The 23,567-nt window shown below is 64.7% G+C and carries 20 protein-coding genes; 12 read left to right on the forward strand and 8 right to left on the reverse strand.

What is annotated here, in order from left to right; genetic code table 11:
• Window positions 1-31: 31 nt before the first annotated feature.
• The 7 genes from F3H41_RS02345 to F3H41_RS02375 all read left to right on the forward strand — a co-directional run bounded on the left by F3H41_RS02345 (window position 32) and on the right by F3H41_RS02375 (window position 8,266).
• On the forward strand, window positions 32-1,102 hold the full coding sequence (locus tag F3H41_RS02345) for a BMP family ABC transporter substrate-binding protein (RefSeq protein ID WP_149736959.1): 1,071 nt from the start codon (window positions 32-34) through the stop codon (window positions 1,100-1,102).
• A gap of 202 nt (window positions 1,103-1,304) precedes the next feature.
• Entirely contained in the window at window positions 1,305-2,267 is a 963-nt protein-coding gene (gene ytfQ / locus F3H41_RS02350; protein WP_149736960.1) for a galactofuranose ABC transporter, galactofuranose-binding protein YtfQ, read from the forward strand.
• A gap of 267 nt (window positions 2,268-2,534) precedes the next feature.
• The gene (gene ytfR / locus F3H41_RS02355) at window positions 2,535-4,061 is read left to right on the forward strand and encodes a galactofuranose ABC transporter, ATP-binding protein YtfR (RefSeq protein ID WP_149736961.1); all 1,527 of its coding nucleotides are present in this window, start codon (window positions 2,535-2,537) and stop codon (window positions 4,059-4,061) included.
• A complete protein-coding gene (locus F3H41_RS02360) occupies window positions 4,058-5,077 on the forward strand; it encodes an ABC transporter permease (RefSeq protein WP_149736962.1) in 1,020 nt (339 codons plus the stop codon). The genes ytfR and F3H41_RS02360 overlap by 4 nt, the downstream gene beginning before the upstream one ends.
• Window positions 5,077-6,045, forward strand: coding sequence for a galactofuranose ABC transporter, permease protein YjfF (yjfF, locus tag F3H41_RS02365; RefSeq protein ID WP_149738173.1), 969 nt, complete (start codon window positions 5,077-5,079; stop codon window positions 6,043-6,045). Before F3H41_RS02360 ends, yjfF begins: the two co-directional genes overlap by 1 nt.
• A complete protein-coding gene (locus F3H41_RS02370) occupies window positions 6,042-6,800 on the forward strand; it encodes a FadR/GntR family transcriptional regulator (protein ID WP_149736963.1) in 759 nt (252 codons plus the stop codon). The genes yjfF and F3H41_RS02370 overlap by 4 nt, the downstream gene beginning before the upstream one ends.
• A gap of 173 nt (window positions 6,801-6,973) precedes the next feature.
• Window positions 6,974-8,266 carry a hemolysin family protein gene (locus F3H41_RS02375; protein WP_149736964.1) on the forward strand — a complete coding sequence of 431 codons (1,293 nt, stop codon included), beginning with the start codon at window positions 6,974-6,976 and terminating at the stop codon, window positions 8,264-8,266.
• 306 nt (window positions 8,267-8,572) lie between these two features.
• Here the strand turns inward: F3H41_RS02375 and glp are convergent, their stop codons facing one another.
• From glp to F3H41_RS02405, 6 genes are all read right to left on the reverse strand, one after another.
• The gene (gene glp / locus F3H41_RS02380) at window positions 8,573-9,778 is read right to left on the reverse strand and encodes a gephyrin-like molybdotransferase Glp (RefSeq protein ID WP_149736965.1); all 1,206 of its coding nucleotides are present in this window, start codon (window positions 9,776-9,778) and stop codon (window positions 8,573-8,575) included.
• On the reverse strand, window positions 9,775-10,275 hold the full coding sequence (moaC, locus tag F3H41_RS02385) for a cyclic pyranopterin monophosphate synthase MoaC (RefSeq protein ID WP_149736966.1): 501 nt from the start codon (window positions 10,273-10,275) through the stop codon (window positions 9,775-9,777). Before moaC ends, glp begins: the two co-directional genes overlap by 4 nt.
• On the reverse strand, window positions 10,275-11,090 hold the full coding sequence (gene trpC, locus F3H41_RS02390) for an indole-3-glycerol phosphate synthase TrpC (protein WP_149736967.1): 816 nt from the start codon (window positions 11,088-11,090) through the stop codon (window positions 10,275-10,277). Before trpC ends, moaC begins: the two co-directional genes overlap by 1 nt.
• Window positions 11,091-11,104: 14 nt before the next feature.
• Window positions 11,105-12,118 carry an anthranilate phosphoribosyltransferase gene (trpD, locus tag F3H41_RS02395; protein WP_149736968.1) on the reverse strand — a complete coding sequence of 338 codons (1,014 nt, stop codon included), beginning with the start codon at window positions 12,116-12,118 and terminating at the stop codon, window positions 11,105-11,107.
• 14 nt (window positions 12,119-12,132) lie between these two features.
• On the reverse strand, window positions 12,133-14,025 hold the full coding sequence (locus tag F3H41_RS02400; protein ID WP_149736969.1) for a peptidylprolyl isomerase: 1,893 nt from the start codon (window positions 14,023-14,025) through the stop codon (window positions 12,133-12,135).
• 164 nt (window positions 14,026-14,189) lie between these two features.
• Window positions 14,190-15,926 carry a hypothetical protein gene (locus tag F3H41_RS02405; RefSeq protein WP_244616048.1) on the reverse strand — a complete coding sequence of 579 codons (1,737 nt, stop codon included), beginning with the start codon at window positions 15,924-15,926 and terminating at the stop codon, window positions 14,190-14,192.
• A 173-nt stretch (window positions 15,927-16,099) separates the two neighbouring features.
• On the opposite strand from F3H41_RS02405, the gene glmU reads away from it, so the two are divergent.
• The 4 genes from glmU to F3H41_RS02425 all read left to right on the forward strand — a co-directional run bounded on the left by glmU (window position 16,100) and on the right by F3H41_RS02425 (window position 20,607).
• Complete coding sequence (glmU, locus tag F3H41_RS02410) at window positions 16,100-17,464, forward strand: bifunctional UDP-N-acetylglucosamine diphosphorylase/glucosamine-1-phosphate N-acetyltransferase GlmU (RefSeq protein ID WP_149736970.1); 1,365 nt, start codon at window positions 16,100-16,102, stop codon at window positions 17,462-17,464.
• 55 nt (window positions 17,465-17,519) lie between these two features.
• On the forward strand, window positions 17,520-19,346 hold the full coding sequence (gene glmS / locus F3H41_RS02415) for a glutamine--fructose-6-phosphate transaminase (isomerizing) (RefSeq protein ID WP_149736971.1): 1,827 nt from the start codon (window positions 17,520-17,522) through the stop codon (window positions 19,344-19,346).
• Window positions 19,343-19,852 carry an N-acetyltransferase gene (locus F3H41_RS02420; protein WP_149736972.1) on the forward strand — a complete coding sequence of 170 codons (510 nt, stop codon included), beginning with the start codon at window positions 19,343-19,345 and terminating at the stop codon, window positions 19,850-19,852. Before glmS ends, F3H41_RS02420 begins: the two co-directional genes overlap by 4 nt.
• 62 nt (window positions 19,853-19,914) lie before the next feature.
• Window positions 19,915-20,607: a DUF502 domain-containing protein gene (locus F3H41_RS02425; RefSeq protein ID WP_149736973.1), complete on the forward strand. Its 693-nt coding sequence runs from the start codon at window positions 19,915-19,917 to the stop codon at window positions 20,605-20,607.
• Between the two features lie 63 nt (window positions 20,608-20,670).
• Here the strand turns inward: F3H41_RS02425 and F3H41_RS02430 are convergent, their stop codons facing one another.
• Together F3H41_RS02430 and recG are read right to left on the reverse strand one after the other, a co-directional pair.
• Window positions 20,671-20,886, reverse strand: a complete 216-nt coding sequence (locus F3H41_RS02430; RefSeq protein WP_149736974.1) for a hypothetical protein — start codon at window positions 20,884-20,886, stop codon at window positions 20,671-20,673.
• A 95-nt stretch (window positions 20,887-20,981) separates the two neighbouring features.
• Window positions 20,982-23,087, reverse strand: coding sequence for an ATP-dependent DNA helicase RecG (recG, locus tag F3H41_RS02435; RefSeq protein WP_149738175.1), 2,106 nt, complete (start codon window positions 23,085-23,087; stop codon window positions 20,982-20,984).
• Window positions 23,088-23,251: 164 nt separating this feature from the next.
• Between recG and F3H41_RS02440 the strand changes: the two genes are divergently transcribed.
• On the forward strand, window positions 23,252-23,566 hold the full coding sequence (locus tag F3H41_RS02440) for a succinate dehydrogenase assembly factor 2 (protein ID WP_149736975.1): 315 nt from the start codon (window positions 23,252-23,254) through the stop codon (window positions 23,564-23,566).
• Window position 23,567: the final 1 nt, after the last annotated feature.

The raw sequence follows: 23,567 nt of genomic DNA on the forward strand, positions 1-23,567 counted from the left end.
ACGTTCTTCAGACACCAACGGAGGTCACATCATGAAGAAACTCCTTCTCGCACTCGCCGCCACGACGGCCGTGCTCGGCTTTGCCGCGGGCGCCAGCGCCGCCGACAAGGCGAAGATCTGCTTCGTCTATGTCGGGTCCAAGACCGACGGCGGCTGGACGCAGGCCCATGACCTCGGCCGCCAGGAGCTGGAAAAGGCGCTCAGTGACAAGATCGAGACCCAGTTCCTCGAAAACGTGCCGGAAGGGCCCGATGCCGAGCGCGCCATCGAGCGTCTCGCGCGCTCGGGCTGCGGCCTGATCTACACCACCTCCTTCGGCTTCATGGATGCGACCGTGAAGGTCGCCGCCAAGTTCCCCGATGTGAAGTTCGAGCACGCCACCGGCTACAAGAACGCGCCGAACGTTGCGACCTACAACAGCCGCTTCTATGAGGGCCGTTACATCCAGGGCGTTATCGCCGCCAAGATGTCGGCCAAGGGCGAGGCCGGCTACATCGCCTCCTTCCCGATCCCCGAAGTCGTGCAGGGCATCAACTCCTTCCTGATCGGCGCGCGCTCCATTAATCCCGACTTCAAGATCAAGGTCGTCTGGGCCAACACCTGGTTCGACCCCGGCAAGGAAGCCGATGCCGCCAAGGCGCTGATCGACCAGGGCGTGGATATCCTCACCCAGCACACGGACACGACGGCTCCGATGCAGGTTGCCGCCGAACGCGGCATCAAGGCCTTCGGCCAGGCATCGGACATGATTGCTGCCGGCCCGCAGACGCAGCTGACGGCCATCAAGGACACCTGGGGCCCCTACTACATCAAGCGCACCCAGCTCTTCCTCGATGGCAAGTGGGAAACCGCTTCCAGCTGGGATGGCCTGAAGGACGGCATCCTGCAGATGGCGCCCTACACCAACATGCCCGACGACGTGAAGAAGCTCGCAGAGGAGACCGAAGCGAAGATCAAGTCGGGCGAGCTTAAGCCCTTTACCGGCCCGCTGAAGAAGCAGGACGGCAGCGAGTGGCTGAAGGCCGGCGAGAGCGCCGATGACGGCACGCTGCTCGGCCTCAACTTCTACGTCGAAGGCGTGGACGACAAGCTGCCGCAGTAAGCCGTGCCTTTGCTGCAAAGAGCAGGGGCGCCCAAGTCCCTGCATCCACATCTATATTCGATACAACTTTAGGAGGGTGCTGCGCTGCACCCTCTTTTTTTGTCGCTGCAGCAACGAATTTCGAAATCCGGCCGTTTACATAAATCATACAATATGATTTTTTGACTGTGCTGCTGGAGGGCAGCCGTCTTTGGAGGAAATCATGAAACTGAAAACTGCACTCGCAAGTGCCACGATTCTGGCTGCCTGCATGTTTGGTTCGGCCCAGGCGGCCGACATGACCGTTGGTTTTTCGCAGATCGGCTCGGAATCGGGCTGGCGCGCGGCAGAAACCACGCTGACGAAGCAGCAGGCTGAACAGCGCGGCATCGACCTGAAATTCGCCGATGCGCAGCAGAAGCAGGAGAACCAGATCAAGGCGATCCGCTCCTTCATTGCCCAGGGCGTCAATGCGATCCTGCTCGCCCCGGTTGTTGCGACTGGCTGGGACGAAGTGCTGACGGAAGCCAAGGAAGCCAACATTCCCGTCGTGCTTCTTGACCGCACCGTCGATGCGCCGAAGGACCTTTACCTCACCGCCGTGACGTCCGACCTCGTTCACGAGGGCAAGGTTGCCGGCGAGTGGCTGGTCAAGACCGTCGGCGACAAGCCGTGCAACGTGGTCGAGCTTCAGGGCACCACCGGCTCCTCGCCGGCCATCGACCGCAAGAAGGGCTTCGAGGAAGCGCTCGCCGGTCACGACAACCTGAAGATCGTGCGCAGCCAGACCGGTGACTTCACCCGCACCAAGGGCAAGGAAGTCATGGAAAGCTTCCTGAAGGCCGAAGACGGCGGCAAGAACATCTGCGCGCTCTATGCCCACAATGACGACATGGCCGTCGGCGCGATCCAGGCCATCAAGGAAGCCGGCCTGAAGCCGGGCACGGATATCCTCGTCGTCTCCATCGACGCCGTTCCGGATATCTTCCAGGCACTCGCCGCCGGCGAAGCCAACGCAACGGTCGAGCTGACGCCGAACATGGCCGGTCCCGCCTTCGATGCGCTGGATGCCTTCATCAAGGACGGCAAGGAGCCGCCGAAGTGGATCCAGACGGAATCCAAGCTCTACACCCAGGCTGACGATCCGATGAAGGTCTACGAAGAAAAGAAGGGTCTCGGCTACTGATCCGAAGGGGCAGGTCGATCGCAGCACAGCGTTCCGATCGATCTGTTCCCGAACACCTTCCTCGCGGCTTCCGGCTTTTGGAGCGGCGGGGAGGTTTCAGCGTCCCGTGGTCGGGAGGGCAGGGCCGTGAGAGGCCTTGATCGTCCCGACCGCGTTGGCAGTGGCGCACCAGATCCGCAGCCGGCTTCTGTCATGGCGTGGCTGCGGATCCGTCCATACCCACCCGGCGCGCAGACGCGCCGGTCCCGTGCCCACGGAGTGACCAGCATGCAGGATGAGACGGAGCGGCCGATCCTTTCGGCGACCGGCATTTTCAAGACTTTTCCGGGCGCTGTCGCGCTCGACCATGTGGACTTCATCCTCCGGGGTGGCGAGGTTCACGCCCTGCTCGGCGAAAATGGTGCCGGCAAATCCACCCTCATCAAATGCCTGACCGGCGCCTATCGCCGCGACGGCGGCGCCATCCATCTGGATGGCGTCGCGATCGATCCGCGTGATCCGCTGGACGCGCAGCGCCTCGGCATCGGCACGGTGTATCAGGAGGTGAACCTTCTGCCGAACCTGACGGTGGCGGAAAACCTCTATCTCGGCCGCCAGCCACGCCGCTTCAGCTTTCTGGCGACCGGCGAGATGAACCGGCGCGCCCGGGCGCTCTTGTCCGGCTACGGTCTCGACATCGATGTCACCGCCAGTCTCGACCGTTATTCGGTCGCCGTGCAGCAGGTCATCGCCATCGCCCGCGCCGTCGATCTCTCGGGAAAGGTGCTCATTCTCGATGAGCCGACCGCCAGCTTGGACGCGCGCGAAGTCGAGATGCTGTTCGAGATCGTGCGGGGCCTCAAGGCCCGCGGCCTCGGCATCGTCTTCATCACCCATTTCATGGAGCAGGTCTACGCCCTGTCCGACCGCATCACCGTGCTGCGCAACGGGCGCCTGATCGCCACCCGCGAGACAGCGCGCCTGCCGCGCATGGACCTTGTCACCCTCATGCTCGGCCACGAATTGCAGGCGGCGGCAAAGCCCGCCCATGCGCCGGCCGGCGAGCGCGCGGCGCCGCGGTACCGCTTCGAAGGGCTCGGCAAGGCCGGCGTGATCGACCCCTTCAATCTGCAGATCGGCGCCGGCGAAGTCGTCGGTGTGGCCGGTCTTCTGGGGTCCGGCCGCACCGAGACAGCCGAGCTTTTGTTCGGCGTGCGCACCGCCGACACGGGCAAGGCGCTGATCGAGGGCCGGGAGGTCCAGCTGTCCTCGCCGCGCGCCGCCATTGCCGAACGTTTCGGCTTCTGCCCGGAGGACCGCAAGACCGATGGCATCGTCGGCGACCTCTCGATCCGCGAAAACATCGTGCTGGCGCTCCAGGCCCGCCGTGGCTGGGCCCGGCCGCTCTCGCGCAACGAACAGGTCGCGCTCGCCGACAAGTACATCAAGGCGCTCGACATTCGCACCACCGATCGCGAAAAGCCAATCCGGCTTCTGTCCGGCGGGAACCAGCAGAAGGTCATCCTTGCCCGCTGGCTTGCCACAAACCCATCGTTCCTCATCCTTGACGAGCCGACACGCGGCATCGATGTCGGCGCCCATGCCGAAATCATCCGCCTGATCGAGGGCCTGTGCGCCGAGGGCCTCTCGCTGCTCGTCATCTCGTCCGAACTCGATGAACTCGTGGCCTATTCCTCGCGCGTGCTGGTGCTGCGCGACCGGCGCCATGTCGCCGAACTCGTCGGCGAAGAGGTGACCACCAGCCGGATCGTCGATGCCATTGCCGCCGCCGGCACGGCGCAGGAGACCGCATGACCCAAGCCGCCGCCCTCTTGAAGCGTCTGACGCCGCAACTCGTGGCGCTCGCCGTGATCCTTCTCCTGATCTGGCTGGTGTTTCCCGCCTTCTTCACGCTGACAGTGCAGAACGGTCGTCTTTACGGCAGCCTGATCGACGTCATGAACCGGGGCGCGCCCGTGGCGCTGCTCGCCGTCGGCATGACGGTCGTCATCGCCACCCGCGGCATCGACCTGTCCGTTGGTGCCGTCATGGCGATCTGTGGCGCGGTTGCCGCCGCCTCCAGCGTGCGCGGCGATCCGCTCGTCTTCACGCTCGCGCTCGCCCTCGGCACCGGCCTTGCCTGCGGCCTGTGGAACGGTTTCCTTGTCTCCGTGCTCAACATCCAGCCGATCATCGCCACGCTGGTGCTGATGGTTGCCGGGCGCGGGATCGCCCAGCTGATCACCGAAGGCGCGATCCTCACCTTCAACGATCCGAATCTCATCTTCATCGGCAGCGGCTCCTTCCTTGGTCTGCCCATGCCGGTGGTGATCTGGATCGTCTTCGGTATCGCCGTTGCCGTTCTCGTGCGCCGCAGTGCGCTTGGCCTGTTGATCGAGGCGACGGGCATCAACCGCCGGGCCAGCACGCTCTCCGGCGTCCAGGCAGGCGTCTTGCTGATGGCCGCCTACATGCTCTCCGGCCTCTGCGCCGCCATGGCCGGCCTCATCGTCACCGCTGACATCAAGGGCGCCGACGCCAACAATGCCGGCCTCTGGCTGGAGTTGGACGCGATACTCGCCGTCGTCGTCGGTGGCACCTCGCTGCTCGGCGGGCGCTTTTCGATCATCGCCTCCCTGTTCGGCGCCATGATCATCCAGGCCGTCAACACCGGCATCCTGCTCTCGGGCTTCCCGCCGGAATTCAATCTCATCATCAAGGCAGCGATCGTCGTCGTGATCCTTGTCATCCAGTCGCCGAAGGTCTCGGTTGCCATGGGCTTCTTCGCCCGCAAGCCGTCCTCGGCCGAAAAGTCTCAGGCCTCCCGATGATCAACCAGCGCACGCTTCCCCTTTTCGCGACGATCGTCATCTTCCTCATCGCCTATCTTGTCTGCTGGCTCCAGTATCCGAACATCCTGTCGACGCGCGTCGTCGGCAACCTCCTGACCGACAATGCCTTTCTCGGAATCGCCGCGGTCGGTATGACCTTCGTGATCCTATCGGGTGGCATTGACCTGTCGATCGGCTCGGTGATCGCCTTCACCGGCATCTTCCTCGCCGTGCTCTTCGAGGCAACCAGCATCCACCCGCTCGCGGCCTTCGTGCTGGCGCTCGCCATCACCACCGCCTTCGGTGCGCTGATGGGGGCGATCATCCACTATCTCGAAATGCCGGCCTTCATCGTTACGCTCGCCGGCATGTTCCTGGCGCGCGGCATGGCCTTCGTGCTGTCGATCGACTCGATCCCGGTCAAGCACCCGTTTTATGCCACGCTGAAGACCTTCTACCTGCTTTTGCCAGGCGGCGGACGAATCACGCTGATCGGCGGGCTTATGCTGCTCGTCTTCCTCGTCGGCATCCTCATCGCCCATCGCACCCGCTTCGGCGCCAATGTCTATGCGCTTGGTGGCGGAGCGCCGACGGCCGCCCTGATGGGTGTCAGCCTGGCGCGCACGACGATCGGTATCTACGCACTGTCCGGCTTCCTCGCGGGCCTTTCCGGCATCGTCTATTCGCTCTACACCTCCGCCGGTTACTCACTCGCTACCGTTGGCGTCGAACTCGATGCGATCGCGGCGGTCGTCATCGGCGGCACGCTTCTGACAGGCGGAGCGGGCTTTGTGGCGGGCACGTTCTTCGGCGTGATGATCCAGGGACTCATCCAGACCTACATCACTTTTGATGGCACTCTGTCGAGTTGGTGGACGAAGATCCTCATTGGCCTCTTGTTATTCCTGTTCATCCTAATGCAGAAAGGGATTCTTGCACTGTCCCGCGGAGAGAGGGGACGGGCATGAGGGGAGTGAAGGACGTGCGCCAAGGGCTGTTTCAATCGGTCATCACCGGGCCATCGACGCGCACGAGCCATGCCCAGGTCGTGCATGAACTCGGCAAGGCGATCGTCGGCGGCGAATTTCCGATCGGCTCCATCCTGCCCGGCGATCCGGAACTGGCGCTGCGCTTCAAGGTCTCGCGCACCGTGCTGCGCGAGGCGATGAAGACGCTGGCCGCCAAGGGGCTGATCGTTCCGCGCGCGCGGATCGGGACACGGGTCACGCCCAAGACCCACTGGAACCTTTTCGACAGCGAGGTCCTGGCCTGGCATTTCGACAAGGGCGTGGAGGAAGATTTCCTCTTCCACCTCAGCGAAATCCGACTTGCCTTCGAGCCGCATGCCGCGGCACTCGCGGCCCGCTATGCAGGCGAACAGGAAATCAGCAACATGATGCGGCTTGCCGTCGCCATGGGCGAGGGGGGGCACACCGCCGAAACGCTCGCCTATGCCGACCTCAAGTTCCACCTTGCAGTCGTGGAAGCGTCCGGCAATCCTTTCATGCGCACCGTCGCCGGCCTTATCGAGGCGGCGCTCGTCGGCATCTTCAAACTGTCCTCGCCGCTGGAAAGCAAGAACGGACTCGACGAAATATCGCGCAACCACATCGCCATCGTCGACGAAATCGCGCGCCGCGACGAGGCGGGCGCCCGCGTGGCCATGGAGCGTGTCATTCGCGTTGGGCGCGACCGCGTGAAGGCGACGCTCGCAAAAGGGTAGAATGTCCTGTTTCTCAACGTGTGCACTGCATCGGTGAGGTGCTTCCCGTTCAACAGTCCCTGATCGCACGCTGCAGCGCAAAAAATGTGCTTTCCCTTGCTCCGGCTGACATGTACCCCTATCTGATGGGGCTCCGATGAAAGCCTTGTCGCGGTAGAGGGCCGCATTTCCCAATGTACGAATTTCTGGTCATTCTGGCGCTGTTGTTGGTCAACGCGTTTTTCGCCATGTCCGAAATGGCGATCGTGTCCGCCAGCAAGCCACTCCTGCGCCAGATGGCAAAGAAGAATGGTCGTGCTGAAATTGCCTTGAAGCTCGCCGAAGACCCCGGTCGCTTCCTCTCCACCGTGCAGGTCGGCATCACCCTCGTCGGGATCATCGCCGGTGCCTATGGTGGTGCGACGATTGCCGACAAGCTTGCGCCGGTGCTCAATGAGTTCGCGTGGATTGCGCCCTATGGCTCGCCCGTTGCGGTCGCCATCGTCGTCTCCTTCATCACCTATCTCTCGGTGGTGGTGGGCGAACTCATTCCCAAGCAGTTGGCGCTGAAGAACTCCGAAGCGATCGCTATGTTCGTTTCGCCGCCGATGCTGCTGCTCTCGCGCATCGTCGCGCCGATCGTCATGCTGTTCGAGGGGTCCGCCGCGCTCGTCATGCGCCTGCTCGGCATGAAGAATGTCGCCGATCAGGTGACGGAAGAAGAGGTGCAGGCCATCATCGCCGAGGGTGTCGAAAGCGGTGCGATCGAGAAATCCGAGCACGAGATGCTGCGCCGCATCATCCTTCTCGGGGATCGAAACGTGAAGTCGATCATGACGCATCGGACCGAGGTCGAGTTCATCAGCATCGAGGACGATCTCGAAACGGTGCGCGCCAAGGTGCGCGAAGCGGCCCATTCCCGCTACCCGGTCATCGACCCCGTCAGCGGCGACGTGCTGGGTGCCGTCCTGATCAAGGAGATCCTCAACGCACCGTCCGCACCGGACTTCTCGATCCTGCCCTTCGTGCGGGAGATCCACGCGCTGCCGGAAACGACATCGTGCCTGAAGGCGCTCGATACCTTCAAGGGGTCCAGCATCAACATGGCGCTGATCGTCGATGAATACGGCAGCACCGAAGGCATCGTGACGATTGCCGATATTCTCGAAGCCATCATCGGCATGCTGCCCTCCAACTATGACGATATCGAGCACATGCTAATCCGCCGGCGCGAGGATGGAACGTGGCTGGTCGATGGCCGTACACCGGTCGACGAGATCCAGCTGACCTTCGGCATCGACGATATCCGCAGCGACGGCGATTTCGAAACGGTCGCCGGTTTCCTCGTGCATCAGTTGAAGAAGACGCCGGAAGAGGGCGACATCGCCGAAGCCCATGGCTACCGCTTCGAGGTCATCGACATGGACGCCCGCCGCATCGACAAGATCCTCGTCACCCGCCTTGCCGAGGGCGAAGCGTCGATCTGATCATCGATGGTGAAAGAAATTTGTTCCGGCCCGCCCTGCGCGGGCCGATTTGCATTCCGCCATCCAGTGCCGCGGGTCGGTGTAGGCGCGATCTCCAGTCTGCTGGATTTGGTGCCAAACAAAAAAGGCCGACACAAATGCAAAAAAGGCCGGGGCGAACCCGACCTTCTCGCATCGTTCAGCGGCGCGCCAGTACATCCGTGGTCTTGCCTGCTGATCGAATGATCCAATGCGATGGTAAATAGAAGGTTAAGATGACGTCGTCGTGACGCGCTTGCGTCAGTTTTTTGAATCTTGATCTGCGGATCAGCGCAGACGCAGCGCGGGTAGCCTGTCACCGATGGCGGCGGGCTCAGCCTGCGGAGGCCGCACGATCAGGCAGTCGGAACCGGCAAAAACTGTCACCATTGACGAATCCTGCCGGGAAAAGGGCAGGGCGGATGGCGGGTCTTCGCCGTCCACGAAGCGGGCACGCACATAGTCCTGCCGCTTTTCGTTGGCCGGCAGCGGCGCGGCAAGACGAACGGCCATCGTCCGGTCACGGGCCGGCAGCCGGGCGAGGCGGCGCACCAGCGGCTCAAGGAACAGCAGGCCGCAGACGAGGCTCGATACGGGATTTCCGGGAAGTCCCAGCACCTGCATGGCGCCGAGATGCCCGACCATCAACGGCTTTCCGGGCCGCATGGCGATCTTCCAGAAATCGAGCTGCATGCCGAGCGAAACGAGGGTCGGCTGCACCAGATCGTGATCGCCGACCGAGGCGCCGCCAAGGGTGACCAGAATGTCGGCGCCGGCCTCGCGCGCCCGCGTCACGGCAGCGGCAATGGCCTCCTTTCGGTCAGCCACGATGCCGAGATCGATGATATCGGCGCCGTTCTCCCGGGCGATGGCGCTGACGCCCGCGCCGTTCGAGGCGACGATCTGGTCCGCACCCGGCTCTGAGCCTGGCGCGACCAGCTCGTCGCCTGTGGCGAGGATGGCGACGAGCGGCCGGCGAAAGACGGGGAGGCTCGCGTGGTTGCAAGAGGCCGCCAGCGTCAGCCGGCCCGGATCGAGAACGGCGCCGGCGGAAAGGATGATCTCGCCCTGCCGAAAGTCCTGCCCCTTCGGGCGGATGTGGCGGCCGCGCTCGGGCAGAAAGGTTGGTCTTACGTGCATCTCATCGAGACGCTCGGCATCTTCCTGCAGCAGCACCGTATCGGCCCCGGCCGGCATCGGCGCGCCGGTGAAGATGCGCACGGTCTCGCCCGGCCCGACAGTACCGTCGAAGCGTTGGCCCGCAACAGACCGGCCTATGATTTTCAGGGGTGCGCCAGCCGCAAGGTCGTCATGGCGTAGCGCATAGCCATCCATGGCGGAATTGTCGAAGGCGGGATGGGTGAGACGGGCAGCGAGATCGGCCGCCAGAACGCGTCCGTTCGCCTGGTCGAGCTCGACCGTCTCGACACCGGAGGGCAGCACTGCCGCATCCAGCAGTCGCCGCAGCGCCTCCTCGACGGGCAGCAGGCTCATCGCGCCGCCTCGCTGTCCCCGGCGCGAAAATCGCCGGAGCGGCCGCCGCTCTTTTCCAGAAGACGGATGCCGCCAATCTCCATGCCGCGATCGACGGCCTTTGCCATGTCGTAGATGGTCAGGCAGGCAACGCTTGCCGCCGTCAGCGCTTCCATTTCCACGCCGGTGCGCCCCGTCAGCCGCGCCATGGCGGTGACGCGCAGACCCGGCAGCGCCTCGTCGGGCGCGATCTCCACGGCAACCTTGGTCAGCATCAGCGGATGGCAGAGGGGAATGAGGCTGGCGGTCTGCTTCGCCGCCATGATGCCGGCGAGCCGCGCCGTGCCGATCACGTCACCCTTCAGCGCATTGCCGGCAAGGATGAGGGACAGGGTTTCGGGCTGCATGCGGATATGCCCTTCCGCCACGGCCGTGCGCAGTGTCTCCGCCTTGGCGGACACATCGACCATATCGGCGGTGCCGTCGGTCGCGAGGTGGGTGAGGCGCGGTTCGCTCATCACTCAGCCGCGGCCGAGGCGCCGTCGCCCGTCAGCAGCAGCCGGGTTGCCGCCGCCACATCCTGCTGGCGCATCAGGCTCTCGCCGACGAGGAAGGTGGTGATGCCGACCCCGGCGAGGCGCGCGCAATCGGCATGGGTGAAAATGCCGCTTTCGCCGACCAGCAGCCGGTCGTCCGGCACCATGGCGGCGAGCGTCTCGCTGACGGTCAGGCTGACCTCGAAGGTGCGAAGGTTGCGATTGTTGATGCCGATCATCGGAGAGGCGAGCTTCAGCGCCCGCTCCATCTCCGGTGCATCGTGTACCTCGATCAGCACGTCCATGCCCAGCGACAAGGCCTCGTCTTCCAGCCGCCGCGCCTCGTCGTCGGTGAGCGAGGCCATGATGAGGAGGATGCAATCGGCACCCCAAGCGCGCGCTTCCTGCACCTGATAGGTGTCGAACATGAAGTCCTTGCGCAGCGCCGGCAGCGCGCAGGCGGCACGGGCGTCCGTCAGATATTCGGGCGCACCCTGAAAACTCGGCGTATCCGTCAACACAGACAGGCAGGCCGCGCCGCCGGCCTCATAGGCTTCAGCCAGCCGCGGCGGATCGAAATCCGGTCGGATCAATCCCTTTGAGGGGCTCGCCTTCTTGATTTCGGCGATCAGGCCGAACCTACCGTCTGCCTGCCGCGCTTTCAGCGCCTTCAGGAAGCCGCGCGGTGCTGGCTGGTCGGCAGCGCGCGCCGTGACGTCGGCAAGCGGCACCGCGGCCTTGGCGGCCTCGATTTCCGCGCGCTTGTAGGCTTCGATCTTGCGCAGGATGTCAGTCATCGGAACGGCCTCCGTCAGGCTGCATTCGAGGTGGCGACGAGGGCGTCCAGCACCCGGGTTGCCGCACCGCTGTCGAGCGACTGGCGTGCCAGCGCCATGCCCTCGGCAATGCCGCCGGCCCGCCCGGCAATGATCAGCGCCGCCGCGGAATTGGCAAGCGAGATATCGCGATACGCGTTGCGGGCACCCGAAAGGACGTCCTTCAGCGCCGCCGCATTCACCGCGCCGTCGCCGCCCTTGAGGGCCTGAAGCTCGACGCGCTCCAGTCCGAAATCGGCCGGCGTCAGCTGGAAAGTGCGGATCTCGCCGTTTTCCAGCGCCGCCACTTCCGTCATGCCCGTCGTGGTGATCTCGTCGAGACCGTCGCCGTGCACGACCCAGGCCGTTTCAGAACCGAGATCGCGCAGCACTTCGGCGAGCGGCACGACCCATTGCGGCGCGAAGACGCCGAGCAACTGGCGGCGGACGCCGGCCGGATTGGAGAGCGGACCGAGCAGGTTGAAGATGGTGCGCGTGCCGAGTTCGACGCGCGTCGGGCCCACATGGCGCATGGCCGAATGATGCTGCTGCGCGAACATGAAGCCGAGCCCGGCCTCGCGGATGCAGCGGGTGATCTCTTCCGGACCGATGTCCAGCTTCACGCCGAGGCAGGACAGCGCATCCGCCGTGCCGGACTTCGAGCTGAGGGCCCGGTTGCCGTGCTTTGCGACCGGCACGCCGGCGCCGGCCACGATCAGCGACGTCAGGGTGGAGATATTGTAGGTTCCAGCGCCGTCGCCGCCCGTGCCGACGATGTCGATGGCGTCGGCCGGCGCGTCAACGGTCAGCATGCGCGCCCGCATGGCGCCGACGGCACCGGCGATTTCGTCCACGGTCTCGCCGCGCACGCGCAGCGCCATCAGGAAGCCGCCGATCTGCGAGGGCGTGGCGCCGCCTGACATGATGACGTCGAAGGCCTGATCCGCTTCGGTCCGATCGAGGGCCTTGCCGGTGGCGACCTTGGCGATGAAGGGCTTGAGGTCACTCATGGTCGTAAAATCCCTCAGCGCGTCGAAGCGATGGTCTGCTCGGCCAGCGCCTGGTTGATCTGGACGCCGTAGGCGCTCTGCAGGGTGCTGACCATCTGGTCGAGAATGTCGTCACCGCTGGCCCGCGCCACGGCCTCGATGCCCCGTGCATCATTGTCGAGCACATCAGCCGGCGCGTCCTGGACATCCGTGACCTTGAGGAGGATCTGGCCTTCGCCACCGACGCCCGGCGCGGTCGCCACATGGCCGTTTGCGCCGCCGAAGGCCGCCGCGACAGCCGCCGGGCTCAGCGCTGCATCCTGCGCGTTGCGACGCAGGCCGGACTTGGTTTCGACGGCAAGGCCGAGCTCCGTCGCGATCGTCTGTAGCGTTTCGCCCTTCAGCACGCGCTCTTCCAGTTGCTTGGCACGGGCCGCGAGCGCAGCGCGCTGCTGTTCGGCCGTCCAGTCGGCAACGACGCGTTCGCGCGCCTCGGCAAGCGTGCGGTCGCGGGCCGGCTCGATCTCGAGGACGTCGAACCAGACATAACCGTCGCGGCCGAGTGTCACCGGCTGGGTCTCGCCATTCACGTCGCTGTTGAAGATTTCGGACAGAAGTTCCGGCGCCTGCGGCAGGTTGGTCACGGGATCGCCGTCCTTGTCGTTACCGCGCGCATCGATCGCGGGCACTTCGACATAGGTCAGCTTCATCTGTTCGGCGGCTTCCTTGATCGGCGTACCCTGCAAGCGCATCTCCTCGATGCGGTCATGGATGCCGACGATTTCGTTCGATGCGTTGTCGAGCGCGATATCCTTGCGCAGCGTGTCCTTGACCTCGTCGAAGCTCTGGACGGTCGCCGGCTTGATGTTGCTGACGCGCACGATGACCGGAGCGAAGGCTCCATCGACGACGGGTGTCGTACCGCCATCCGTGGCAACGGCAAAGGCCGCCTCGGCGATCTTCTGGTCCGGCAGGGCGTCCTTGGTGAAGTCGCCGAGAAGAACGTCGGTCGCCGTCTTGCCCTGCTCTGTCACGAGCTGGTCGAAGCTTGTGCCGGCCGCAAGCTTTGCCGCCGCCTCGTCCGCCGCCTGGCGCGAGGGGAAGGTCAGCTGTTCGATCGTCCGGGTCTCCGGCGTGCTGAAGGTGGCCTTGCGGCGCTCATATTCGGTCGTCAGATCCTCGTCGCTCACGCTGCTTTCATCGGCAATGTCCACCGGTTCGAGCTTCAGGAAACCGACCTTGCGGAATTCGGGTGCCTTGTAGTTCGCCTTGTTTGTCTCGAACCACGGGGCAAGCACGTCGTCGGTCGGCGCCTTCACAGGGTCGATATTGGCGTTGGAAAGCATCAGGAAATCGACGGTGCGGCTTTCCTGGCGATACTGCTTGATGGCGTCGACCAGCACCTTCGGCGGCTGGTAGCCATCCGAGACGGCATCGACGATCTGCGAGCGTACCGCCACCTGGCTGCGGTTGGCGATATAGTCCTGCTCGCGAAGTCCCGCATTGCGCAGGATCGAGGTGAAGGCGACACGGTCGAACTGGCCGTTGACCCCATGGAAGGTCGGGTCTTCGCTGATGAGCTGCGCGAGGCGGTCCTTGGACAGGCCAAGACTCATGTCTTCGGCCAGTTGATCGAGCGTTGCACCGGCAATGACCTGCGAGAACACCTGTGCCTCGACACCGAAGGCGCGGGCCTGATCGGGCGTCAGGCGCTGGCCGAACTGACGGGACAGCTGCGCCAGCTGGCGCTCATAGGCGAGGCGGAAGTCGAGCGGCTTTACCTTCACGTCACCGACGGTCACGACCGAATCGGCAACACCCGTGTGCAGCGACGAGGAAATGCCCCAGACGGCGAAGGAGATGACCAGGACGATCATCAGACCCTTCATGATCCAGGTCCGGGCGAAGGCGCGCAGCAGTTCAAGCATTGTGAGGTGGTCCCTGTCGGCAATGTCAAAGCCGCCCGGCGGCATGACGGCCACCGGACGAATGACGTTCCTTAGAGCAAAGCCTTCACGAAATGAAGGGTGCGCCTTTCAATTTCGGGCGATCCCACGCCGGGCCAAGACGCCTTGCGGCTGCAAGCGCCTGCTCAGTTGGCGGCAGACGCGGCAAGGCCGTCGCGGATGAAGGCATCGAAGCAGGGCGTCAGCGCGATGCGCCGGTGGCCGTCAAGTGCCGGACGGTAGAGGTCGAAGAGTGCAAGGCGCGCATTGGTCACGGGGCAGGTCGGCAAAAGCACGAGGTCCGTGTCCCTGACCGATGCAAGCACCGCTTCGCTCGGCGGCGGAACGGCGCGATAGGGATCTGCGCCGATGGCAACGAGACGCGGCGCCTGGCGTTTGAGGATCCAGGCAACCGGATTGGTGAAATCCAGCGTGAAGATCGTCTCGAACCGAACACCCTTTGCCAACTCGTAGGCTTCGATCGCCGCGGTGGCCGCATCGAATTCGCGCAGCAGCAGCACCTGAAAATCGAAGTCGCTGTAGAGCAGGTAGGACGGCAGGATCTTGTCGGCGGCGATCCGCTCATAGGTCGCCCGGTCGGCAATATAGCGTGCCCGCATCGTTTCGGCGTGCGCGAGGAAATCCGGCCGCGCCGTCACCGCATTGAGCGGACCGAGATGCGCGGTTCCGATCGGCTGGTTGAGGAGCCCGCCGGCATAGGCTCTTGCCGCCTTCTGCGTGATGAGCACCGCTGGCGGCAGAACGGCGGCAAGCAGCAGAACGCCGGCCGTCGCCCTTCGCCAGGACATGCGTTCACCGGCCAGCGACACGAGCAGCACGGCCACGAGGGGCCAGAGGAAGATGAAGGCCTGACTGCCGGTGTTCTGGCTTTCGAAAAGCAGGCCCGCCAGCGCGAAGGCGGCCAGCCACACCGTCGGTCGGTCGAAAAGCCGGGCAACAGGGCCGCTCGTCTCTCGGGCGCCGCCAAGACCGTACGGCCGTGTAAAGAGGAGGGCGGCCCCCGCCAGCGCCGTCATCAGAACGATGCCGAAATTCAGCGAGGCGGCCTGGATCAGTCGCGGCAGCAGGGCTCCCTCGTTCAGCGCGATGAGGGCGAAAATGTCGCGCAGATACGCGGATGTCATGCCGGCGGAGACTTCGAGGAGCGCGAGCACCGCGACGACGGCGGCGCCGGCGATCAGCGCAACCTTCAGCGGAAGGCGGCCGGCCAGAAGGGCCTGGAGGCACAACACCGTTCCGCCGACAGCGCCGGTCACTTTGGTTTCAAAGAGCGCCAGCATGCTCGCGCCCATGACGAAGCCGAGGACGCGCGGGCTCTCGACCGCAACGAGCGCAGCGGCGAGAACGTAGAGAAGCTGGCAGACCTGCCGGTTATAGATGCCAAAACCTTCCGTACCGGGGAAGGGGTAGAACTCGCCCGTCGTGAAGGGCAGGGCCGAAAACAAAAGGAACGGCAGGACGAGCGCGAGCCCCAGGCCCGGGGAGCGGCGGCTGACATCGTATGCGACAAGCCCCATCAGCGGCGCCGTGACGATCAGCAGGGACCAGCTGGACACGAGCAGCGGCTGTCCGTTTGGAAAGAGCGTCGCCGCCAGCCAGTAGAGGTAGTAGCCGAGCGGTCCGACAGGGGCGAAGAAATCGACCGCCGGCATCTGGCCACTCGAAATGCGCTGCGCCGCATCGAGATAGATGAGGTGATCCCAGTACATCGGGCCGATCGGTTGCGCGACGGTCGTCAGGAGAAGGCCGCACAGCACGAGCACACCCAAGGCGAGAAGACCCAACGGCACATGACGCGGGATCGGCAGGGGCCGAGGCAGGGGCGCGGCGTGGCGGTTTTCCGGAAACAGGCTGATCGTCATCGAGTGGGCCTTCAGCTTCAACGTGAGGTGGCCTTATCGCATCCCCTGCCTTGTGGGGCGGTTAACGCCCGTAATCGGAAGTGATTATGTTTCTCGAAACAAGTTGCTGATAAGGAAGCCCGGAATCGGTTGCATCGCAAAAGCGCAGCCGCCTGCTTCATTTCGGGGGTTTCATGACGCGTTCCTGCCTGGCCATCGTTCTCGCCGCCGGCGACAGCACCAGAATGAAATCGTCGCGCTCCAAGGTTCTGCATCCCGTCGCCGGCAAGCCGATGATCGCGCATGTCATCGATGCGCTCGCTGCCGCCGGCATTGCCGAGGTGGCGCTCGTGCTCGGACGCGACGCCGACAAGGTCGAAAAGGCCGCGGCCCGCGACGGCATCACGCTGACCGCCTTCGTCCAGACCGAACGCCTTGGGACCGCCCACGCCGTGCTTGCCGCCCGCGAGGCCATCGCCACGGGTTACGACGATGTGCTGGTCGTCTACGGCGATACGCCTTTGATCACCGAGGCGCCCCTGACCGCCGCCCGCGCCGGCCTTGCCGATGGCAATGACGTCGTCGTCATCGGCTTCGAGACGGCTGATCCGACCGGGTACGGCCGCCTGCTGGTCGAAAATGGCGAACTCGTCGCCATCCGCGAGCACAAGGATGCAACCGACGCCGAGCGCGCCATCACGCTGTGCAATGGCGGCCTGATGGCGATCGACGGTCGCAAGGCGCTCGACCTGCTCGGCCGCATCGGCAACACGAATGCCAAGGGCGAGTACTACCTGACGGACGTCGTGGAAGTCGCCCGCGCGACAGGTGGCCGCGCCAGCGTCGTCGTCGCGCCCGAAGCGGAACTCACCGGCTGCAACACCCGCGCCGAACTTGCATCCATCGAAAAGCTCTGGCAGGAGCGCCGCCGCCGCGAGCTGATGCTGTCGGGCGTCTCGATGATCGCGCCGGAAACCGTTTTCCTCGCCCATGACACGGTCATCGCGCCGGATGTGCTGATCGAACCCAACGTCGTCTTCGGCCCTGGCGTCGTGGTGGAGGCGGATGCGATCATCCACGCCTTCTCGCATCTGGAAGGCGCCCATGTCGGCGCCGGCGCAACGGTCGGGCCCTTCGCGCGCCTGCGTCCCGGCGCCCATCTCGGGGCGGAAGCCAAGGTCGGCAATTTCTGCGAGGTGAAGAAGGCGGAGATCGGCGCGGGTGCCAAGATCAACCACCTCACCTATATCGGCGATGCCACGATCGGCGCGCGCACCAATATCGGCGCTGGCACCATCACCTGCAATTATGACGGTGTGAACAAGCACGAGACCCATATTGGCGCGGATGCCTTCATTGGCTCCAACTCCGCCCTCGTGGCGCCGGTGACGATCGGCGATCGCGCGCTTGTGGCCTCCGGCAGCGTCATCACCGACGAGGTGCCGGCCGAGGCGCTCGCTTTCGGCCGCGCCCGCCAGTCGGTCAAGCCCGGCCGTGCGGTCGAGCTGAAGGCGCGCTATCTGGCCGAAAAGGCCAATCGCAAGGTATCGAAGGACTGAGGTCCGGCGCGGGCTGCCGAACCCGGCGCCCGTCCCCAAGAAATGGAGAAAACGCATGTGCGGCATCGTCGGCATCGTGGGCAATGAGCCCGTTGCGGAACGTCTGGTGGATGCGCTGAAGCGCCTGGAATATCGCGGCTATGATTCGGCCGGCGTCGCCACCGTCACCGGCGGAAAGCTGGAACGCCGCCGCGCCGAGGGCAAGCTCGTCAACTTGGAAAAGCGCCTGAAGGCCGAGCCGCTCGACGGCACCATCGGCATTGCGCACACGCGCTGGGCGACCCACGGCGCGCCGACCGAAAACAACGCCCATCCGCATTTCACCGATGGCGTGGCGGTCGTGCACAACGGCATCATCGAAAACTTCTCCGTCATCAAGGAAGAGCTGATTGCTGGCGGCGCGGAGTTCAAGACGCAGACCGATACCGAGGTCGTTGCCCAGCTTCTCGCCAAGCTTCGCCGCGAAGGTCTCGGCCGGCGCGAGGCCATGCATGCCATGATCCGCCGCGTCACCGGCGCCTATGCGCTCGCCGTCATCTTCGAGGACGACCCGTCCACCATCATGGCCGCCCGAAACGGTCCGCCGCTCGCCATCGGCTTCGGCGAGGGCGAAAGCTATCTCGGCTCGGACGCCATCGCGCTCGCACCCTTCACCAACGAGATCAGCTATCTCGTCGATGGCGACTGGGCCATCATCGGCCCCAACGGCGCCCATATCTTTGATCTGGACGGTCAACCCGTGCACCGCGCCCGCCAGACGACGGTCGCCGCCGCCTACATGGTCGACAAGGGCAATCACCGCCACTTCATGGAAAAGGAAATCTACGAGCAGCCGGAAGTCGTGTCGCACGCGCTCGGCCACTACGTCGATTTCATCGAGAACACGATCACGGCCAATGCCGCCGCCATCGACTTCAAGGCGATCCCGAGCCTTGCGATCTCCGCCTGCGGCACCGCCTATCTCGCCGGCCTCGTCGGCAAATACTGGTTCGAGCGCCTTGCGCGTCTTCCGGTCGAGATCGATGTCGCCTCCGAATTCCGCTACCGCGAGATCCCGCTGAACCCGGCCTCCGCCGCGCTCTTCATCTCGCAGTCCGGCGAAACCGCCGATACGCTGGCATCGCTGCGCTACTGCAAGGATCTCGGCCTGAAGATCGGCGCCGTCGTCAATGCGCGCGAATCGACCATCGCCCGCGAATCGGATGCGATCTTCCCCATCCTCGCCGGCCCGGAAATCGGCGTCGCCTCCACCAAGGCCTTTACCTGCCAGCTCACGGTTCTGGCAGCCCTCGCCATCGGCGCCGGTCGTGCGCGTGGCACGATCACGGCCGAGGACGAACGCGACCTCGTGCGACACCTCTGCGAAATGCCGCGCCTGATGGGTCAGGTGCTGAACGGCATCCAGCCGCAGATGGAAGCGCTGGCCCGCGACCTCTCCAAATGCAGCGACGTGCTCTATCTCGGCCGCGGCACCTCCTTCCCGCTTGCCATGGAAGGGGCGCTGAAGCTCAAGGAAATCTCTTACATCCACGCCGAAGGCTATGCTGCCGGGGAACTGAAACACGGGCCAATCGCGCTGATCGACGAGAACATGCCGGTCATCGTCATCGCGCCGCATGACCGCTTCTTCGAGAAGACCGTGTCGAACATGCAGGAAGTCGCCGCGCGCGGCGGCCGTATCATCTTCATCACCGACGAAAAGGGCGCAGCGGCGTCGACCCTGCCGACCATGGCAACCATCGTGCTGCCGAATGTCGACGAGATCGTCGCGCCGATGATCTTCTCGCTGCCGATCCAGCTGCTCGCCTACCACACGGCCGTCTTCATGGGCACGGATGTCGACCAACCGCGCAACCTCGCCAAATCGGTGACGGTCGAATGATCGTCCGCCCGGAGGAGCCGCAGGACGAGACCGCCATCCGCGCATTGATTGCCGCTGCCTTCGTCGGCCACCCGCACAGCGATGGCAGCGAACCGGCGATTGTCGACGGCTTGCGTGCTGCAGGAGCGCTGACGATTTCGTTGGTAGCCGTTGATGCCGCCGGCGAGATCGTCGGCCATATCGCATTCTCGCCCGTGACGCTGTCGAAGACGGAAGGGGACTATCTCGGCCTCGGTCCGCTGGCGGTTGCGATCGAGCACCAGCGTCAGGGCGTCGGTCGCGGTCTGGTGGAGGAAGGACTCGCCCTTGCCAACCAGCGCGGCGCGGATGGCGTCGTCGTCATGGGCGACCCGGCCTATTACAGCCGCTTCGGTTTCGTCAGCGATGCCGGCGTCAGCATGCCCGGTGTTGCGCCGCAATATTTTTCGGTCCTGACCTTGTCGGGTCGTCCGGCTTCCGGCATTGTCGGCTATCATCCGGCCTTCACGGGCGGAGCCGAAGACTGACCCTGGCCAGGTGACATCCGCCTGAGGATGTCGCGAACCAAGCGGCGATGAGACACACGAACATGGCTGAACATCGCGTACGCGGCTTTCTGGCAACGCGGCTCAGGAACTACTTTTTCACGGGCCTGATCATCTGCGCACCGATTGCCATTACCGCCTGGCTGGTGATTTCCTTCATCGACTGGGCCGATGGCTGGGTGAAGCCGTATCTTCCGACGTTCTACAATCCCGATAATTACCTGCCCTTCGCGGTGCCGGGCTTCGGCCTCGTGGTCGCCATCATCGTCATCACGCTGATCGGCTTCCTGACGGCCAACATCGTGGGACGGTCGATCGTCGGCTTCGGCGAATCGCTGCTGAACCGCACGCCGCTGGTCCGCTCCATCTACAAGGGCCTGAAGCAGATCTTCCAGACGGTGCTGCAGGACCAGTCCACCTCCTTCAAGAAGGCCGGCCTCATCGAGTATCCAATGCCTGGCAGCTGGACGCTGGTCTTCATTGCGACAGACGTGAAGGGCGAGATCAAGGCAAAATTCGACGAGCGCGGGCTGGACATGGTCACGGTCTTCCTGCCGCCGACCCCCGTGCCGACCGCCGGCTTCCTGCTGTTCGTTCCCCGGGAAAAGATCGTCATGCTCGACATGAGCGCGGAAGATGCCGCCAAGCTGCTGATCTCTGGCGGTCTGGTCACGCCGGAACACAAGAGGCCCGCACCGGCCGCCGTCACGCAAGAGCCGGCTGCGGCGGGCGCCTGAAAACAAACACTGTCGAACCGGGGGCTTGGAAAGGGGCGGACCGCCGCAGCGGCCCGCGAAAGGTTACTGCGCCGTCTTCGTCTCGCCGTTCGGCGGGAGAAGCGTCGGGTCGGTCATGGTGCTCTGTGGCGCCTTCTCCGTCTCCGGCAGGATGATGCTGGCCGTTTTCGTTTCCGTATCGACCGGCAGTTTCGCGCTGACATGGCCGGCGCAATCGGCAAGGGCCGCGGGCGCTGACAGGCCGACGACCGCGGCGGCAAGGATGAGAATCTGCTTCATGCCATTCCTCCTGTTTGCTCGAACAACAGGAGGATGCGGCCGAACGGGTATTGCTGGAAATCACGTTTGCGTGGCCGGCGGGCAGGGCGCTTGCTTCAGCCCGCCCTGAGAAACCGGATCGCCTCGTCGCGGCGATGGAAATAGAGGAGCGTGCGCAGCCGCTCGCCGCGCGGGCCCGTGAGGTCCGGGTCGGTGTCGAGCACATAGGCCGCATCCTTCCGGGCGATCTCCAGGAGGTCGCCATGCGCCTCGAGACTGGCGATTCGGAAGCCCGGCGTGCCGGACTGGCGCGTGCCGAGAAGCTCGCCTTCGCCGCGCAGCTTCAGATCCTCCTCCGCAATCACGAACCCGTCTTCCGTATCGCGCATGACGCTGAGCCGCGCGCGCGACGTTTCCCCGAGCGGCCCCTTGTAGAGCAGGATGCAGGTGGAGGCATCGCTGCCGCGCCCGACACGCCCGCGCAACTGGTGAAGCTGCGCAAGCCCGAAGCGTTCGGCGTGCTCGATCACCATGATCGTCGCATCCGGCACGTCCACGCCGACCTCGACCACCGTCGTCGCGACCAGAATGCGCGTCTCGCCGGATTTGAAGGCAAGCATCGCCGCATCCTTCTCCGGCCCCGGCATCTGCCCGTGCACAAGGCCGACGTCAGTTCCGAACACCTGTTTCAGCGTCCCGAAACGCTCGTCCACCGACATGAGGTCGCTTTCCTCGGACTCTTCCACCAGCGGACAGATCCAGTAGGCTTTTCGCCCGTCGGCAAGGGCGGCGCGCAGCCGGTCGACGACCTCGCCGGTCCGCTCGTTGGAGACGATGACGGTCTTGATCGGCTTGCGCCCGGCCGGCTTCTCCGTGAGCTTGGAGACATCCATGTCGCCGAAGGCCGCCAGCACCAGCGTGCGCGGAATCGGCGTCGCCGTCATCACCAGCATGTGCGGTGAGATGCCCTTGGAGGTCAGCCTGAGGCGCTGGTGCACGCCAAAACGATGCTGTTCGTCCACCACGGCCAGCACGAGATTGCGATAGCTCACCGCATCCTGGAACAGCGCATGGGTGCCGACGATGATGGCGCTGTCACCGGAGGCGATCCGCTCCAGCGCCGCCTCACGCTCCTTGCCCTTCATCCGGCCCGTCAAAAGCGCGACCTCAAGGCCGGCAGCGCGCGCCATGCCGGACAGCGTCGCATGGTGCTGCCGCGCCAGAATTTCCGTCGGCGCCATCAGTACGGCCTGCCCGCCGGCCTCCACCGCCGCCAGCATCGCCATCAACGCCACTACCGTCTTGCCAGACCCGACATCGCCCTGCACGAGGCGCAGCATGCGCTGCTCGCCGGCCATGTCCGCAAGGATTTCGGCAACGGCCTGGGTCTGGCTGCCGGTCAGGGAAAAGGGCAGGGCGGCGAGCACCTTCTGGCGCAGCCGTCCGTCGCCGCGCACCGGCATGCCCGCCACCTTGCGCAGCTTTTGCCGCACCAGCGCCAGCGACAATTGCCCGGCAAGGAATTCGTCATAGGCCAGCCGCCGCCGGCTCGGCGAGCGCGGATCGATGTCGAGTTCGTCGCGCGGCGTGTGCAGGCGTTCGAAACTCTCCTTCAGCGCGGGAAAGCCTTCGCGCGCCGTCAGCGGCCCGTCCAGCCATTCGGGGATCTGAGGGATACGCTCCACGGCGGCATCGATGGTCTTTTTCAGCGTCTTGGGAGAGAGCCCCGCCGTCAGGCCATAGACAGGCTCCACCAGCGGCAGGGAGGCGGCTTCCGAGGCCTTCACCATGTGATCGGGATGCACCATGGAGGCGCGGCCGTTGAACCAGTCCACCTTGCCGGAGACCGTCACCATCTCGTCCACCGGCAGGGCCTTCGACAACCAGTCGCCCTTGACGCGGAAGAAGGTCAGCGCCAGTTCCCCCGTCTCGTCGTGCACGAAGACGCGGTAGGGCACCGAGGAATTCCCGCGCGGCGGTGGCTGGTGGCGGTCGACACGACCGGTAATCGTAACGATCGAGCCCTGCGGCGCGCCGGCAATGCCGGGCTGCTTTCGCCGGTCGATCAGCCCGTGCGGCGCGTGGAAAAGAAGGTCGATGACGCGGCAGTCCGTAATCGATTCGCGGCCCAGCAGCTTGGCATAGAGCGGACCCACCTTCGGACCGATGCCCGGCAGGCTGGCGAGCGCGGCAAACAGGGGATCGAGGATGGCGGGGCGCATGGCCGCGACAAGAACCGAGGAATCCGGCTTTGGCAAGGCTCGTCCATGGCTGACAACCGCCTTTCCAGCGTTTATAGACCGGCCAGCCCGACAGAAGACGCGGCGGGCGAGGCGGGACGTCTCCCGGCTGCACCGCCCGCAAGGCAAGGGATGAAAGACCAATCATGACCGGCATCACCCGCACCAGCGCTGACCTCGACCCCCGCCGCCGCCGCATCCTGTTCCGGGCCTGGCACCGCGGCATCCGCGAGATGGACCTGATCCTCGGTACTTTTGCCGAAACCGAACTTCCCACCCTTGATGAGGCCGAGCTCGACGAACTCGAACGGATCATGGCCGAGGAAGACAACGACCTCGTCAAGTGGATCACGGGCGAAAAGCCGCTGCCGGAGGTCTTCGACACCGCGCTTTTCGCGCGCATCGCGGCCTACAAGCCCGATTTTCCCTATCCCGATCACGAAAAGCCGGAAGCCCTGTAAT

Origin of the sequence: Rhizobium sp. RU20A, assembly GCF_900155885.1 — a bacterium.
Classification (GTDB): Bacteria; Pseudomonadota; Alphaproteobacteria; order Rhizobiales; family Rhizobiaceae; genus RU20A.

Coding starts and splice junctions, on each gene's coding strand:
- ytfR (WP_149736961.1), top strand. CDS start 2,535: ATGCAGGATGAGACGGAGCGGCCGATCCTTTCGGCGACCGGCATTTTC.
- F3H41_RS02420 (WP_149736972.1), top strand. CDS start 19,343: ATGATCGTCCGCCCGGAGGAGCCGCAGGACGAGACCGCCATCCGCGCA.
- F3H41_RS02375 (WP_149736964.1), top strand. CDS start 6,974: ATGTACGAATTTCTGGTCATTCTGGCGCTGTTGTTGGTCAACGCGTTT.
- F3H41_RS02345 (WP_149736959.1), top strand. CDS start 32: ATGAAGAAACTCCTTCTCGCACTCGCCGCCACGACGGCCGTGCTCGGC.
- F3H41_RS02370 (WP_149736963.1), top strand. CDS start 6,042: ATGAGGGGAGTGAAGGACGTGCGCCAAGGGCTGTTTCAATCGGTCATC.
- F3H41_RS02430 (WP_149736974.1), bottom strand. CDS start 20,886: ATGAAGCAGATTCTCATCCTTGCCGCCGCGGTCGTCGGCCTGTCAGCG.
- glmS (WP_149736971.1), top strand. CDS start 17,520: ATGTGCGGCATCGTCGGCATCGTGGGCAATGAGCCCGTTGCGGAACGT.
- glp (WP_149736965.1), bottom strand. CDS start 9,778: ATGAGCCTGCTGCCCGTCGAGGAGGCGCTGCGGCGACTGCTGGATGCG.
- trpC (WP_149736967.1), bottom strand. CDS start 11,090: ATGACTGACATCCTGCGCAAGATCGAAGCCTACAAGCGCGCGGAAATC.
- ytfQ (WP_149736960.1), top strand. CDS start 1,305: ATGAAACTGAAAACTGCACTCGCAAGTGCCACGATTCTGGCTGCCTGC.
- F3H41_RS02405 (WP_244616048.1), bottom strand. CDS start 15,926: ATGACGATCAGCCTGTTTCCGGAAAACCGCCACGCCGCGCCCCTGCCT.
- trpD (WP_149736968.1), bottom strand. CDS start 12,118: ATGAGTGACCTCAAGCCCTTCATCGCCAAGGTCGCCACCGGCAAGGCC.
- F3H41_RS02360 (WP_149736962.1), top strand. CDS start 4,058: ATGACCCAAGCCGCCGCCCTCTTGAAGCGTCTGACGCCGCAACTCGTG.
- moaC (WP_149736966.1), bottom strand. CDS start 10,275: ATGAGCGAACCGCGCCTCACCCACCTCGCGACCGACGGCACCGCCGAT.
- glmU (WP_149736970.1), top strand. CDS start 16,100: ATGACGCGTTCCTGCCTGGCCATCGTTCTCGCCGCCGGCGACAGCACC.
- F3H41_RS02425 (WP_149736973.1), top strand. CDS start 19,915: ATGGCTGAACATCGCGTACGCGGCTTTCTGGCAACGCGGCTCAGGAAC.
- F3H41_RS02440 (WP_149736975.1), top strand. CDS start 23,252: ATGACCGGCATCACCCGCACCAGCGCTGACCTCGACCCCCGCCGCCGC.
- recG (WP_149738175.1), bottom strand. CDS start 23,087: ATGCGCCCCGCCATCCTCGATCCCCTGTTTGCCGCGCTCGCCAGCCTG.
- F3H41_RS02400 (WP_149736969.1), bottom strand. CDS start 14,025: ATGCTTGAACTGCTGCGCGCCTTCGCCCGGACCTGGATCATGAAGGGT.